Annotated in this window: 15 protein-coding genes; 14 read left to right on the forward strand and 1 reads right to left on the reverse strand. The window is 54.3% G+C overall.

The window, feature by feature from the left end; all coding sequences use genetic code 11:
* Positions 1-104: 104 nt before the first annotated feature.
* Positions 105-539 (forward strand): hypothetical protein, encoded by a 435-nt coding sequence (locus tag QMZ18_RS30360; RefSeq protein ID WP_282610164.1) that lies wholly within the window; start codon positions 105-107, stop codon positions 537-539.
* Between the two features lie 389 nt (positions 540-928).
* On the opposite strand, the gene QMZ18_RS30365 is transcribed toward QMZ18_RS30360, so the two are convergent.
* Positions 929-1357 carry a CBS domain-containing protein gene (locus tag QMZ18_RS30365; protein ID WP_282610165.1) on the reverse strand — a complete coding sequence of 143 codons (429 nt, stop codon included), beginning with the start codon at positions 1355-1357 and terminating at the stop codon, positions 929-931.
* 326 nt (positions 1358-1683) lie between these two features.
* Between QMZ18_RS30365 and nuoH the strand changes: the two genes are divergently transcribed.
* From nuoH to nuoD, 13 genes are all read left to right on the forward strand, one after another.
* On the forward strand, positions 1684-2670 hold the full coding sequence (gene nuoH, locus QMZ18_RS30370) for an NADH-quinone oxidoreductase subunit NuoH (protein WP_282610166.1): 987 nt from the start codon (positions 1684-1686) through the stop codon (positions 2668-2670).
* 35 nt (positions 2671-2705) lie between these two features.
* Complete coding sequence (locus tag QMZ18_RS30375; protein WP_322097444.1) at positions 2706-3269, forward strand: NADH-quinone oxidoreductase subunit I; 564 nt, start codon at positions 2706-2708, stop codon at positions 3267-3269.
* Between the two features lie 276 nt (positions 3270-3545).
* Positions 3546-4049 (forward strand): NADH-quinone oxidoreductase subunit J, encoded by a 504-nt coding sequence (locus QMZ18_RS30380; protein WP_282610168.1) that lies wholly within the window; start codon positions 3546-3548, stop codon positions 4047-4049.
* Entirely contained in the window at positions 4049-4351 is a 303-nt protein-coding gene (nuoK, locus tag QMZ18_RS30385; protein WP_282610169.1) for an NADH-quinone oxidoreductase subunit NuoK, read from the forward strand. The genes QMZ18_RS30380 and nuoK overlap by 1 nt, the downstream gene beginning before the upstream one ends.
* Positions 4352-4362: 11 nt before the next feature.
* Positions 4363-5841, forward strand: coding sequence for a monovalent cation/H+ antiporter subunit D family protein (locus QMZ18_RS30390; protein WP_282610170.1), 1479 nt, complete (start codon positions 4363-4365; stop codon positions 5839-5841).
* Positions 5838-6092, forward strand: a complete 255-nt coding sequence (locus tag QMZ18_RS30395) for a hypothetical protein (RefSeq protein WP_282610171.1) — start codon at positions 5838-5840, stop codon at positions 6090-6092. The genes QMZ18_RS30390 and QMZ18_RS30395 overlap by 4 nt, the downstream gene beginning before the upstream one ends.
* Complete coding sequence (locus QMZ18_RS30400; protein WP_282610172.1) at positions 6085-7848, forward strand: Na(+)/H(+) antiporter subunit D; 1764 nt, start codon at positions 6085-6087, stop codon at positions 7846-7848. Before QMZ18_RS30395 ends, QMZ18_RS30400 begins: the two co-directional genes overlap by 8 nt.
* A gap of 12 nt (positions 7849-7860) precedes the next feature.
* Positions 7861-9327, forward strand: coding sequence for an NADH-quinone oxidoreductase subunit M (locus QMZ18_RS30405; RefSeq protein WP_282610173.1), 1467 nt, complete (start codon positions 7861-7863; stop codon positions 9325-9327).
* A 12-nt stretch (positions 9328-9339) separates the two neighbouring features.
* A complete protein-coding gene (locus QMZ18_RS30410; RefSeq protein WP_282610174.1) occupies positions 9340-10821 on the forward strand; it encodes an NADH-quinone oxidoreductase subunit N in 1482 nt (493 codons plus the stop codon).
* Between the two features lie 87 nt (positions 10822-10908).
* Positions 10909-11271 carry an NADH-quinone oxidoreductase subunit A gene (locus QMZ18_RS30415; RefSeq protein WP_282610175.1) on the forward strand — a complete coding sequence of 121 codons (363 nt, stop codon included), beginning with the start codon at positions 10909-10911 and terminating at the stop codon, positions 11269-11271.
* Positions 11259-11762 carry an NADH-quinone oxidoreductase subunit B family protein gene (locus tag QMZ18_RS30420; protein WP_282610176.1) on the forward strand — a complete coding sequence of 168 codons (504 nt, stop codon included), beginning with the start codon at positions 11259-11261 and terminating at the stop codon, positions 11760-11762. Before QMZ18_RS30415 ends, QMZ18_RS30420 begins: the two co-directional genes overlap by 13 nt.
* Positions 11759-12262 carry an NADH-quinone oxidoreductase subunit C gene (locus QMZ18_RS30425; RefSeq protein WP_322097447.1) on the forward strand — a complete coding sequence of 168 codons (504 nt, stop codon included), beginning with the start codon at positions 11759-11761 and terminating at the stop codon, positions 12260-12262. Before QMZ18_RS30420 ends, QMZ18_RS30425 begins: the two co-directional genes overlap by 4 nt.
* Positions 12259-13476, forward strand: coding sequence for an NADH dehydrogenase (quinone) subunit D (gene nuoD, locus QMZ18_RS30430; RefSeq protein WP_282610177.1), 1218 nt, complete (start codon positions 12259-12261; stop codon positions 13474-13476). Before QMZ18_RS30425 ends, nuoD begins: the two co-directional genes overlap by 4 nt.
* Positions 13477-13498 lie beyond the last annotated feature (22 nt).

Raw genomic sequence — 13498 nt, forward strand, 5'->3', positions numbered from 1 at the left:
GAACTTCCAACTTGTTTTGTTTTCGCACAGTGCTGTATTGCTGCTCAGCAGCGATATCTCATTTAATTTTGAAAACGCACAAACTCCAAAAAAAGATAATAGGCATGCAGGAACTGCGAGATCGTTACATCAAATTAAATGGCTTATGTGCAGTTGATACCCAGCGCCTAATCAATACGCAATCTGAACTCGGACTTACATTTCCCGAATCCTTCTACGAAGCCTGCAAATTCTTCGATGGGTCTGGTTGCGGCAACTTTTTCCACAATATCGATCGGGCGGTCGAACCAAACATTTTTGGCGAAACTCAGCGCTTACGCGAGAGCATTAGTTTGCCTAATCGCTACCTTGTCATTGGCGAACCGCCCGGTAGCCTTCTTCTGATTGATTGTGAAATTGGGTCGACGATTTGGTGTGATGCTTCGGACGCACCCAACCTGGCAAAAGGAGGGCCACTCCGCGACCCAACAATATGGAACAATTTCTATGAATGCCTGGAATTTGCGATTGAGCAAGAAGAAGAGGAAAGCAAGTTCTGAAACCTAAATCATTTCTTCCTGCAAACAACGTGGTGGTACTTGAGCCAACTCGAAACCTAGCAAAAGAAATCATCGCTGTGCTTGGTAAATTTTTCAGGCGGCAAGCTGACATCACGCGGCCAAGACATCTCTTCGGTCGGTCGCTGCGTTTCATCGCTGGCTTCGGAAACTTGAGCGCAAACCATACGGTTTCGACGCGATGTCACAAAAAAACCACCACCACCCCTCCTTCATGTTCGACTAACGCCAGGATCTGTAGTCCTAACGCACAACGCATTTTCCTCTGACATTACCTTGCTTGAAATCAGCGGCGTTTTTTTAAGTCTTTATCATCCAACAAAGCGACCGCGCCTAGTTTGGCGGGGTCAGCAAGTCAACTTGTCTCAGCCCTAACCAGCAATGTAGTGCTCAAGCTGATCAATGATAAATTGTTGGTCGCTGATGATGCTTTTTACCAAGTCGCCTATTGAAATAACCCCGATCACTTCGCCTTCAACGACCACCGGTAAGTGTCTTATGGCTTTTTCGGTCATGATGGCCATACATTCTTTGACCGACTTCTCGGGGCGCACGCAAATAACTTGCGTAGACATGATTTCTTTAACCGCCGTATTGGGCGATGACTTTCCCTTTAGTATGACCTTTCGCGAGTAATCTCGCTCCGTAACGATGCCTACTAAATTTCCGTTTTCTAATACAATGAGTGACCCGATGTTGTTGTCCGCCATCATTTTGACGGCATTGAACACGCTATCATCCGGTTCAATTGATAAAATTCTTCGTTTCTTTTCGCCGAGCACTTGCTTTATATTTGTCATTTGTTTCCTCCTTGTTTAGGAACCAAAATTGACAACTGTCTGACAATGCGCCTTTGCTCTCATATCGTACGCCCTTTCAGTTGTAGGCGAAACGAAAATTTCCGTTGAGATGAACGCCACCATACTGACACCGCAGGTTGGGTGACAGAAGCAGCTCTCGTCGGTATAGTGGTTGCAGTGGAGTTGCGCCATCAGTTGTGTATGGCCCAAAGGTCTGAACCCGATCGCGGTTCAAAACTGGAACTTTTATAAATTGGGCCTGCAGCATCAGGCGACGTGGTGCAGAGCGAACCTATGCGGGAAACTTGGCGTAAGGTGGTTACGCTATGGTCGAGATTTTCGTTGTTCTCGTGATGTTGCTGAAATTGGCTGTTCTTGTCGCGGTGTTGTTGATGCTGCCGATCCCGTTGACGTGGCTGGAGCGCAAGATCGCCGCACACATCCAGCAGCGCCCCGGTCCCATGCGGGTCGGTTGGCATGGTCTTTTGCAGCCGCTGGCCGACGGCATCAAACTCCTGAGCAAAGAAGACCATATCCCTGACGCTGCGGACAGGTTCCTGTTCACCCTTGCGCCGATCATCACACTTGTTGCAACACTCACAGTGTTTGTCGCTATTCCCTTCGGTGAAACGATCACAGTCTACGGAACCGAAATAACGCTGTACCTCACCGATATGAATGTCGCCGTGATGTATGTTCTGGCAATCGCCGGTATCGACGTCTTTGGTGTGATTATCGGCGGCTGGGCATCCAACAGCAAATACGCCGTGCTTGGCGCCTTGCGCACTTGCGCGCAGTTGATTTCCTATGAAATCCCGATGGGATTTGCAGTCGTAGGCGTGGTGATGCTGGCTCAGTCGATGAGTTTGGTGGCCATTGTCGAGGCCCAATCGGAACTATGGAACATCGTCTATCAACCCCTCGGTTTTGTGGTGTTTTTTATTGCCGGTCTGGCCGAAGCGCAACGCATACCCTTCGACTTGCCAGAGGCCGAAGGCGATCTCGGGGCCGGCTATCACACAGAATACAGCGGCATGCGGTTTTCGTTCTTTATGATCGGCGAGTATCTTGTCCTGATCCTTCTGGCTGCGCTGAATGTGGTCCTGTTCTTCGGCGGTTGGAACCCTCTCTTCCTGCCGTTACCACCCCTGATCTGGTTCCTCCTTAAAGTCGCGTTCTTTGTGTGGCTCTTCATGTGGTTCCGTTTCACGTTTCCCCGCTACCGCTACGACCAACTGATGACAATCGGTTGGAAGGTGTTGCTGCCATTGTCACTGGCAAATATACTGATTAGCGGCGTCATTCTGTCCTGACTGGAGCAACCAACTCGAGGCAATGAGACATGGCAATGGCCGGCAAGCAGATATCACGATGGATCGGTTGGGTGTTTTTCTCCGATATCATCAACGGGCTGTCGTTGACGCTGAGCTACATGTTTTCGAAGACAGTGACCGAACACTATCCCGATAACGAGAAATGGGTTCCTTTCGAGCGATACCGTGGCCACCATTTTCTGAACACCGATGAAAACGGTGAGGTCAAGTGCGTCGGCTGTGAACTCTGTGCCAAGATTTGCCCTTGCGATTGTATGGAAGTCGTTCCTTACGAAGATGAAAACGGCAATCGCCGACCGCTGGTTTTCAATATCGATATGGCTCGGTGCCTGTTTTGCGGCCTATGTGAAGATGCCTGCCCAGCCGATGCGATCAAGCTCGGACAGCACTATGAATTCTCATCCGAAAATAGCGAGGCATTGGTCGTTGGACGCGATGCCCTTATCGCTTCCCCCCGCAAGGCCGAACAGGGCGGTAAGGTCGTCAAAGCCAAACTGACAACTTCAAATGGTGCCCCGATTAGCGAACAAACCGAAGACGAGGGTTACGACTGGTGGCGTAACATAAGACGCAGCTGAGTTGCCTCCGATCGGTACTTAAAATGCAAATTTGGTGATCCAATCATGATAAACATCTGCCGTTTCATTTTCGAACTGCCTCTTGCCGTAATTTGCATTCCAACTCGTTTTTCTGTACCCATAGTTATCTATCGGTTTGCAATCCTTGGGTCCTACTGGCGGGATTTGGCAAGCGCATGCTCTTGTAAGTAAAGGCAAAATACTTACTAAACCTACCGGTTTGGGCAAACATGGAAACGCAAATCAAATAGGCGCATCACGAGAAAGGCACCTTTCATGGAGCAGGCCTTTTTTTTGTTTGTTGCGGTAGTGGCCACAGCCTCGGGCTTGGCTGTGGTCATGGCGAGGAACCCGATCCACAGCGCGCTCGCTCTCATCGTCTGTTTTGTGCAGGTGGCCGCTGTTTTTCTTCTGCTGCGGGCTCCGCTTCTGGCCGTCATCCAGATGTTCGTCTACGTGGGCGCGGTGATCATTCTGTTTTTGTTCGTGATCATGATGCTGGATGTGCGCAAAGAAATCCGCACTCCTTTTCTAAAGCGGTGGACTGCAGTCGCGGTTACAATCGTCGTCTTGCTAGCCGCAGAAATGTTCGCTCTTTTATTGCTGGGCGAACAATGGCAAACGCCGTCCTTCGCACTAAAGTCCGGGCAAATGAGTTCCGTTCGCGAACTTAGCATCGCGCTGTTCACTGAATTTCTTTTTCCCTTTGAAATCGCCTCGGTCATTCTCTTGGTGGCCTTGGTCGGTGCAATCATACTGACTCGAAAGGAAACCAATTAATGGTTCCCTTGTCATGGTATCTGACCTTAGGCGCAGTGTTGTTTGTCATCGGTATTGCCGGCGTCCTGCTCCGTCGCAACGTTTTAATCGTATTACTGTCCCTGGAATTGATGCTCAATTCGGTCAACATTAATCTGGTGGCCTTTTCCAACACTCTTGGTGGCTATCAAGGACAAATCATTGCCATTTTTGTCATTACCATCACCGCAGCCGAGGTCGCCATCGCACTCGGCATTCTGGTGGTTCTAATGCGTAACAATGCGACGCTGGAGGTTGACGAAGTCACGATACTGAAAGGGTAGGATCCTACCTCATGGACATCGACTATTCGCTGCTCCCTCTTCTGGCCATCATGATTCCCCTGGTGGCGGCCGGAGCCATACTGGGATTACGTCGCAACGCCTTTTTGCGTGACACCATATCCCTTGCGGCAGCGGTGACCCAATTTCTCGTCGTCATATCATTGGCCCCAACTGTGCTGGCCGGAACCACTATCGAAGTAACTCTCTTCACCATCCTACCCGGTATCGATTTTGCTTTTCGCGCCGATGCACTGGCGATGGTCTTTGCGACCATTGCCTCGCTTCTGTGGATTGCTGCTGCAGTTTATTCCGTTGGCTACATGCGCAGCCTGGAAGAACACGCCCAAACACGCTTTTTCGTATGTTTCGCCATCAGCCTTTCGGCCGCGGTTGGCGGCGCCTTTGCTGCCAACCTGTTTACTTTGGTCATCTTCTACGAAGTTCTAAGTCTCATCACCTATCCGCTGGTCTACCACCACGAGGACGAAGAATCATGGCACGGCTCACGCCGATACATGGTTTACCTCATGGGGGCATCAAAAACCTTTCTTCTGGCCGCGCTGGCGATGACCTATCAGTTCGCCGGGACGTTGGACTTCAAACCGGGCGGACTGTTCAACGATACCACTCTGTCGGACGGCCTGCTCATCGGCATCTATTTCTGTTACCTCGCCGGTTTCGCCAAAGCGGCGATCATGCCGTTTCACGCCTGGTTGCCCGCCGCCATGGTGGCCCCAACACCGGTCAGCGCCCTGCTGCACGCGGTCGCGGTTGTCAAAATGGGCGTTTTTTGCGTCCTGCGGGTCATATTCGACGTTATGGGTCCGCGCTTGATGCACAGCCTGGATCTCGACATCGCCACCGCCTATCTGGTCTCGTTCACAATCGTGATGGCGTCCGTGTACGCCCTGACACGCGACGACCTGAAAGCACGGCTCGCCTATTCCACAGTCAGCCAGTTGTCATACATCGTCTTGGGTGCAGCGCTTTTGTCTCCGTCCGGCATTGTCGGTGGTGTAGCGCACATTCCCGCGCATGCACTGTCCAAGATCACCCTGTTTTTTTGCGCCGGTTCAATCTACTGCGCCTCACGGCGGAGAAAGATCAGTGACATGGCCGGAATTGGCCGGCGCCTGCCCTGGACCATGGCGGCCTTTTTTGTTGGCTCCCTGGGAATGATCGGGGTGCCGCCGTCGGGCGGCTTTATCAGCAAATGGTATCTGGTGCTGGGCGCGGTGGAAGCGCAGAGCATCGTGTTTCTCGTTGTTCTGCTGGTCAGCGCCGTCCTTAACGCAGCCTATTTTCTACCGGTTTCCTATACCGCCTTTTTCGTCAGGGAAAAGGACAATCAGAATATGGAAGTGGCGGCCGACGACATTCGGGAAATTCCACTTGTTACTGTTCCGCTTGTCGTTACCGCCGTGTTTTCACTGGCCATGGGTGTTTACCCCGACTACTTCCTGGCCCTGGCCCGGGGGGTGGTCCCATGATCGGGCGAATTGTTCAGTTTTTCGGCAATACAGCAAATGTCAGGTTGAAGTGGCGCATTTTTGTCGCCGTCCTTGTGGTCATCGTGTTCGCTGATTTCCTCGTGCTGCGCGACCACGGTGAATATTTCTGGGATCTCCTTCCAGGTTGGGGCGCCGGCTTCGGCTTCGTTTCCTGCGTTGTCATCATCTTCGTCAGCAAATTCATCGGCCATCAGGGCGGCATCATGCGCGACGAGGACTATTATGACTGACTGGATTCATCCGGCTCTGATTTTTCTCGCCGGCGCGTTGGTTCTGCCACTGCTCAAGGGACACTTTAGGCAGCTCTGGCAGTTAGCGATTCCGCTGGCCGCGTTGGCTAGCGTGGCGATCATGACGCCCGGGGAATACGGCGGCTTCAACTTTGTTGGTCAGAAATTACTGATTGCCAAAGTCGATAAGCTCGCTCTGGTTTTCGCTTGGGTGTTCACCATCATGGCCGTGATTGGCTGCCTCTACAGCCTGCATGTGCGCAGCGCCGCCCAGCATGTTGCAGCCTTCCTCTATGTGGGGAGCGCCCTGGGGGTCGTCTTCGCCGGTGACTGGTTCACCCTTTTAGTGTCCTGGGAGATCATGGCCTTCGCGTCCGCCTATCTGATTTTCGCGGCCGATGGCCTTGCCGCGACGCGGGCCGGCATGCGCTATCTCATGGTGCACGTCACTGGCGGCGTACTGTTGTTCGGTGGCATCGTTCTGCACGGTCAGGAAACCGGCTCCTATCTGTTCGGCCCGATAGCCGAGACCGGCGGGCTCGCCTACAGCTTGATCCTGATCTCTTTCATCATCAATGCAGCGGTACCGCCGCTTAATGCCTGGCTGACCGATGCCTATCCGGAAGCGACGGTGACGGGGGCCGTTTTCCTCAGCGCCTTCACCACGAAAACCGCAATTTACGTGCTCATCCGCGCCTACCCGGGCACCGAAGTGCTTGTCTGGTTGGGCGCAGTGATGGCGCTTTACGGTGTTATCTATGCGGTTCTGGAAAACGACTGCCGCCGGCTGCTCGCCTATCATATCGTCAGTCAAGTCGGCTACATGGTCGCCGGGGTGGGAATCGGCACGGAAATGGCGTTGAACGGATCCGCTTCGCACGCCTTCGCACACATAATTTACAAAGGGCTGCTTTTCATGGGAGCGGGCGCGGTCATCCATATGACCGGACGGCGCAAGCTGACCGAACTGGGCGGGCTCTACCGGACCATGCCCTGGACCGTAGCGCTCTACATGATCGGCGCATTCGCCATTTCCGCCTTCCCATTGTTCAGCGGCTTCGTCAGTAAGTCGATGGTCGTGGCTGCGGCGGCCGGAGATCAGCGCGCTGTCATTGTTTTGATGCTGACGGTCGCGTCGTCGGGAACGTTCCTGCACACCGGGCTGAAGCTTCCCTATTACATGTTTTTCGGCCGGGATTGCGGACTTCGGCCGACAGAACCACCGATTAACATGCTGCTGGCCATGGGTATCGCCGCTGTCTTGTGCGTCGGAATAGGGGTTCTACCAGGCCTGCTCTATGGGATGCTGCCTCATCCGGTCAACTACCACCCCTATACCGGTGCCCATGTCACCGAGAGCCTGAACATCTTGATGTTTACCGCGCTCGCGTTTTTCCTGTTTCTCAGATCTTTGGACCCGGAGCGAACCATATCCCTGGACACTGACTGGGCCTATCGCAGGGGGTCCGGACTGTTCATGTGGGTGGCAAACAGGCCGCTGGCCCGCTGGGAGCAGATGATCACGAGTCTTTCGGATACCGTTATCTGGCGCTGGCTCAATATCGGCGCGCACTTCAGCCTGATAGGCGATTTGAAGGGTGTCGATGCGGTCGTCAACAGCGTCGCCAGAACCGCATTGCGTTGTGGCGCGGTGATGCGGCGCGTGCAGTCCGGAGTCGTAAGCCATTATGCCGGCGCGATGATCAGCGGTGTGCTGGCCTGCATTGCGCTTTATGTTTTTCTTTGGGCCGCTTAGAGCGGGATATTGATGTCTGACTTACCACTGCTCAGTATCGTCATCTTCCTGCCGATTGCCGGCATACCCGTGATTCTGGGGCTGAAAAGCGACGCGGCGATAAAATGGGCAACGCTGGCGATTTTGACAGCCGATTTTCTGCTTGCGACGTCGCTGGTGTTTGCGTTCGACGCCTCAACAGCAACCATGCAGTTCGCTGAAAGCGTCGTTTGGATCCGGGCGCTCGGCATCTCCTATGCTGTCGGGGTGGACGGCATCAGCGTGCTGTTCGTATTCCTGACCTCACTGCTCGGGTGGATCTGCGTTGTCGCCTCCTGGACGGCAATAGACACCAAGATCAAGACTTTCATGATCAACCTGTTGGTCATGCAGACCTTCATGCTGGGCGTATTCTGCGCGCTCGATCTGTTCCTGTTCTACGTGTTCTGGGAAGCCATGCTGATCCCGATGTATGTGATCATCGGCGTCTGGGGTGGCGACAACCGGGTCTACGCGGCATTCAAGTTTTTTCTCTACACCCTGGCAGGCAGCCTGTTGTTCCTGGTCGGTGTCGTGGTGTTGTATTTCGAGGGCGGCCGCAGCTTCGACATTCTAGTGTTGATGGAACGTGATTTTCCGTTTCATATTCAAGCGTGGGTATTCCTGGCCTTCTTCGTCGCCTTTGCGGTCAAGGTTCCCATGGTGCCGGTGCACACCTGGCTGCCGGATGCCCATGTCCAGGCGCCCACCGCCGGAAGCATCATCCTGGCAGGCGTCCTTTTAAAGATGGGCGCCTATGGATTCTTGCGCTTTTCCCTGCCGATGCTTCCCGATGCCGCGCAGTATTTTGCGCCATTTGTCATCGCCCTGTCGGCGGTCGCCATCGTCTATGGTGGTTTCCTTGCGCTGGCCCAGGAGGACCTCAAGAAACTGATCGCCTATTCCAGTGTCAGCCATATGGGGTTCGTAACGCTTGGCCTGTTCACCTTTAAATCCAACGGTCTCAATGGCGCCGTGCTGCAGATGTTCAACCACGGAATCACAACCGGGGCGCTGTTTCTATTCGTCGGTCTGATCTACGAGCGCACCCATACCCGCCAGATCGCGGAATATGGCGGTTTGATGAAGGTTGTGCCGGTCTACACGCTCTTTTTGGGATTGTTCAGCCTTGCATCGATGGCGGTGCCGGGCACCAACGGCTTCGTGGGCGAACTGCTGGTGTTGTCCGGTGCCTTTGCAACAGGCAAGGCCACCGGGGCGATTGCCATAGTTGGCGCCATGCTGAGTGCTGCCTACATGCTGCGGCTGATACGCCGGGTCGGCCTCGGCCCACTCATCCACGACAAAACGAGGTCGCTTTGGGAAATTAACGGTCGGGAAATGTCGGCCGCCTTGCCGCTGGCAATTTTTGTCATCTGGGTGGGATTTTATCCCGCGCCATTTCTGGACATTCTCGGCCCGTCACTTGACCACCTGCTCGGGCAGGTTTTGGGCCCCTGACGGAGAATTGCGATGGATAAACAGGCAATCATCCGATCGATTATCGTGAGCTCCCCCGAGATCATCGTGATCCTCGGTGCCTGCCTGATGTTGTTTGTCGCGCTGATGAAAAATAAACATCAGCTCAACATCCTGACCGGCCTGTCGCTGGCCATTGTCGTCCTTGCAGCAGGAATAACGGCCGGCCTCGTGGGCGCACCGCAATCGGCCTATGGTGACACGTTCGTCGTTGACGGCCTCGCCATTTTCTTTAAGGCGATTTTCTTCCTGGCGACCGCGTTGACGCTTTTCATTTCAAAGCGTTATCTCGAAGAGGAAAATATCGGGGAAGGTGAATACCATGCCCTCCTTCTCTTTGCGCTCGTCGGCATGATGATCATGGTTTCGGGCCGCGATCTTTTGGTTATCTATATGGGACTGGAGCTGCAGGCGCTGGCCTTCTATGTGCTTGTCGGTTATCAGCGCCGCGATCCGAAGTCGACCGAAGCAGCCCTCAAATATGTCATACTAGGCGCGGTATCATCGGGAATTTTTCTCTATGGCTTGTCGCTGGTCTATGGCTTGACCGGAACCACCGAACTTTCCGCAATTGCCGTCTCGTTATCCGGCGAGGAGCCGCCCGGGCTGGCGTTGATCCTTGCGATCCTGTTTCTGATGACCGGCCTCTTGTTCAAGTTAGGCGCCGTCCCCTTCCACATGTGGGTACCCGATGTGTATGAAGGCGCGCCAACGCCGATTACCGCCTATTTGTCGGTCGCCTCTAAAGCCGCCGCCTTTGCCATCGTACTGCGTATATTCCTGGAAGGCATGAACCAGGTTGGCACTATTTGGATCGACGCCGTAACCGTTATCGCCGTGATAACCATGGCGTTGGGAAGTTTCGTCGCGCTGGTTCAGACCAATATCAAACGAATGTTGGCCTATTCCAGCATTGCTCACGCCGGAATCGCTCTGCTGGGGATCGTCGCCGGTGGCCAGGACGGGGTCGCCAGTGTCATGCTCTATCTGCTGATCTATACCTTCATGAACCTCGGCATGTTCGCCATCATCGTGATGATGCGGAGCGGAGCGGTCCGCGGCGACAATATCGATGATTATACCGGCCTGGCCACGAGCCACCCATTCTGGGCATTTCTGGCGTTGATATTTCTGTTCTCGCTGGCCGGTATTCCTCCGACCGCCGGTTTCTTCGCCAAATTCTATATTCTGGTCGCGCTGATCAATCAGGGCTATGTGGTTTTGGCGGTCATTGCAGTTTTGCTGAGCGCGGTAGCCGCCTACTTCTACATCCGCGTCATAATGGTGATGTATATGAAACCGCCGACCCGACACTTCGATCTCGCACTGACACCTATGCTTCGCATTTCCCTGGTCGTTGCCGGGATCGGAACCGTGGGTATTGGCCTCATACCAGGTTGGTTTCTGGATCAGGCGCAAAACGCTGCCTTTGAGGCTCCCCTGGCCCAGGCCAGGAGCAGTAGCCTATTGCACTGATTTCATATATAGTGGAACGAGTTCCGGTCTGTGCCGGGGTTTCGGCAATGATTGGTCCGGGGCTTGCTCTTCATAGGAGCACCCAAAATGCTTCTGGATTACCTGCCAATTTTTCTGATGGTGGCCGTGGCCATCGGCCTCTGCTTGTTCATCCTGACCGTAGGGTCATTATTCAGGCCCTCCAATCCCTATCCGGAGAAAAACCGCCCTTATGAGTGCGGGGTCGATCACGTAGGTGAGGCCTCCGGCGGATTGTTCCATATCCAGTATTTCGTGGTCGCCATATTGTTCGTCGTATTCGACGTCGAAGCGATGTTCCTGTTCCCTTGGGCCGTCGTTCTCCAGGACATCGGCTTTATCGGCTATCTGGAAATGTTCGTCTTTATTTTCCTCCTGCTCGTGGGCTTCGTCTATGCCTGGATCAAGGGAGCGCTCGAATGGGTCTCTTAGAAAATCGGTTCCCCGACAACGTCTTCTTCAGCACCACCGACAGCATCATCAACTGGAGCCGGAAGTCTTCATTGTGGCCGGAAACCTTTGGCATTGCCTGCTGCGCCATCGAGATGATCTCGACCGGGTGCTCACGCTACGACCTGGATCGATTTGGCATCGTGTTCCGGCCCTCGCCGAGGCAGTCCGACGTGATGATCATTGCAGGCACAGTTGTTAAGAAGTTCGCCCCCGTCGTACGCCGCTTATATGACCAGATGCCTGAGCCCCGTTGGGTTGTGGCAATGGGTACCTGCGCTATTTCGGGCGGCGTTTACAATACCTACGCAGTTGTTCAGGGATCTGAACTGATCGTTCCTGTTGATGTTTTTGTACCCGGCTGCCCGCCGCGGCCGGAAGCGCTGATGCATGGCCTCGTACTGTTGCAGGAAAAGATCATGCGCACGCACGTTTTGCGAAAGGAACCTGGACAAGCGGCATCGGAGCTATGAGCGACCTACGGCCAGCCTTTTGCGATCAGATACTGCATCACTTCGGTGATAGGGTCGACGACGGCGGGGCCGGCATCGACATGCACAACATTGAAGTGGCGCCGGAACATCTGAAGGAGCTGTGCGGCTTCCTCAAGGAATCGCCGGAACTGTCCTTCGACTTCCTGTCTGATCTTTGCGGGGTGGATTTTCTCCCAGACAGCCCACGGTTCGCGGTGGTCTACCACCTCTATTCAGTAGCCCACCAACACCGCCTGCGCCTCAAATGCCGATTGGGCGACCCACCGCATGTTCCCAGCATTACCGACATATGGACGACGGCCAATTGGCACGAGCGCGAGGCCTTCGACATGTACGGCATTGTCTTTGACGGCCACCCCAATCTCAAACGCATCTACATGTGGGATGAGTTTGAGGGCTATCCCATGCGCAAGGACTACCCGGTGCGCGGTTACAAGGACGCCTACAACCCTTTCGGTGAAGAACGGGGCGACCAATGACCAGCGTGACCGTATTGCAGGAAGCCGAAAACAAAAGCCGGGTCACGCAGGAAGTGCTGCTCAATTTGGGTCCGCAACATCCCAGCACCCATGGTGTCTTGCAGTTGGTGCTGCAACTCAACGGAGAAATCGTCGAGCGTACGGAGCCTCATATTGGATATCTGCATCGCGGCACCGAGAAGCTCGCCGAGACCTTTACCTACACGCAGATTTTTCCTCTAACCGATCGTCTGGACTACGTATGTCCACCGTCCAACAATCTTGGATTCGCACTTGCCGTCGAGCGTCTTCTAGGCATCGATGTGCCCGAACGGGCTTTATACATTCGTGTCATGATGGTCGAGCTCGCCCGAATATCGGGCCATCTTCTGATCGTCGGCGCGCTCCCGATGGATCTGGGTGCAATGACTGCCCTGCTCTACACCATGCGCGAACGCGAGATGCTCATGGACCTGATGGAAATGATCACCGGGGCGCGCATGCACACCTCCTACATCCGCGTTGGCGGGGTACGCGAGGATCTGCCTGAGGGCGCAGCCGAACGCATTCGGGAATTCTGCGAGATCCTTCCAAAACGCTTGAAAGATTACGAACGCCTCGTCGCGGGCAATCGCGTTTTCTTAAATCGGACCAAGAACATTGGCGTCATAGCACCGAAGGATGCCATCGATTTAGGACTGAGCGGCCCCAACTTGCGGGCGTCAGGGGTCGATTGGGATATGCGCCGGGACAGTCCCTATGAAATCTATGACCGCCTGGACTTTAACGTGATCACCCACGACGACGGCGACTGCTACGCGCGCTGGATCTGTCGCGTGCATGAGATGCGCGAAAGCGTGCGTATCATCGAACAATGCCTTGATCATATGCCGCAAGGGGATTTCCAGGTGGCTCTGCCGACCATCGCTTTTCCTGTGGACAAGGGATTGCTGGAAACCTCCATGGAGACTCACATTCATCATTTCGAACTTTCTGCCTACGGCTTCAAAGTGCCCAAGGGCGAAGTCTATGCCGCCATCGAAGCGCCGAAGGGCGAGTTGGGATACTACGTTATCAGCGACGGCAGCCAAAAACCGTTCCGGATGAGAGTCCGCGCACCGTCATTCGTCAACCTCCAGGCACTGGAGGGCAAGGTCGGCAACATGAAATACCTTGCCGATGTAATCGCCATGCTCGGCAGCCTGGATCCAGTCATTGCCGAAGTAGACAAATAGAGACTCATTTCTGAGACCGCAT

The sequence above is a fragment of the Pelagibius sp. Alg239-R121 genome (assembly GCF_947331435.1).
Lineage (GTDB): Bacteria > Pseudomonadota > Alphaproteobacteria > Kiloniellales > Kiloniellaceae > Denitrobaculum.

What these genes read in the sequence shown, in the direction of transcription:
- QMZ18_RS30395 (WP_282610171.1), top strand. Translation starts at nt 5,838, where the DNA reads ATGATCGGGCGAATTGTTCAGTTTTTCGGCAATACAGCAAATGTCAGG.
- QMZ18_RS30405 (WP_282610173.1), top strand. Translation starts at nt 7,861, where the DNA reads ATGTCTGACTTACCACTGCTCAGTATCGTCATCTTCCTGCCGATTGCC.
- nuoD (WP_282610177.1), top strand. Translation starts at nt 12,259, where the DNA reads ATGACCAGCGTGACCGTATTGCAGGAAGCCGAAAACAAAAGCCGGGTC.
- QMZ18_RS30365 (WP_282610165.1), bottom strand. Translation starts at nt 1,357, where the DNA reads ATGACAAATATAAAGCAAGTGCTCGGCGAAAAGAAACGAAGAATTTTA.
- QMZ18_RS30380 (WP_282610168.1), top strand. Translation starts at nt 3,546, where the DNA reads ATGGAGCAGGCCTTTTTTTTGTTTGTTGCGGTAGTGGCCACAGCCTCG.
- QMZ18_RS30425 (WP_322097447.1), top strand. Translation starts at nt 11,759, where the DNA reads ATGAGCGACCTACGGCCAGCCTTTTGCGATCAGATACTGCATCACTTC.
- QMZ18_RS30415 (WP_282610175.1), top strand. Translation starts at nt 10,909, where the DNA reads ATGCTTCTGGATTACCTGCCAATTTTTCTGATGGTGGCCGTGGCCATC.
- QMZ18_RS30420 (WP_282610176.1), top strand. Translation starts at nt 11,259, where the DNA reads ATGGGTCTCTTAGAAAATCGGTTCCCCGACAACGTCTTCTTCAGCACC.
- nuoH (WP_282610166.1), top strand. Translation starts at nt 1,684, where the DNA reads ATGGTCGAGATTTTCGTTGTTCTCGTGATGTTGCTGAAATTGGCTGTT.
- QMZ18_RS30410 (WP_282610174.1), top strand. Translation starts at nt 9,340, where the DNA reads ATGGATAAACAGGCAATCATCCGATCGATTATCGTGAGCTCCCCCGAG.
- QMZ18_RS30360 (WP_282610164.1), top strand. Translation starts at nt 105, where the DNA reads ATGCAGGAACTGCGAGATCGTTACATCAAATTAAATGGCTTATGTGCA.
- QMZ18_RS30390 (WP_282610170.1), top strand. Translation starts at nt 4,363, where the DNA reads ATGGACATCGACTATTCGCTGCTCCCTCTTCTGGCCATCATGATTCCC.
- nuoK (WP_282610169.1), top strand. Translation starts at nt 4,049, where the DNA reads ATGGTTCCCTTGTCATGGTATCTGACCTTAGGCGCAGTGTTGTTTGTC.
- QMZ18_RS30375 (WP_322097444.1), top strand. Translation starts at nt 2,706, where the DNA reads ATGGCCGGCAAGCAGATATCACGATGGATCGGTTGGGTGTTTTTCTCC.
- QMZ18_RS30400 (WP_282610172.1), top strand. Translation starts at nt 6,085, where the DNA reads ATGACTGACTGGATTCATCCGGCTCTGATTTTTCTCGCCGGCGCGTTG.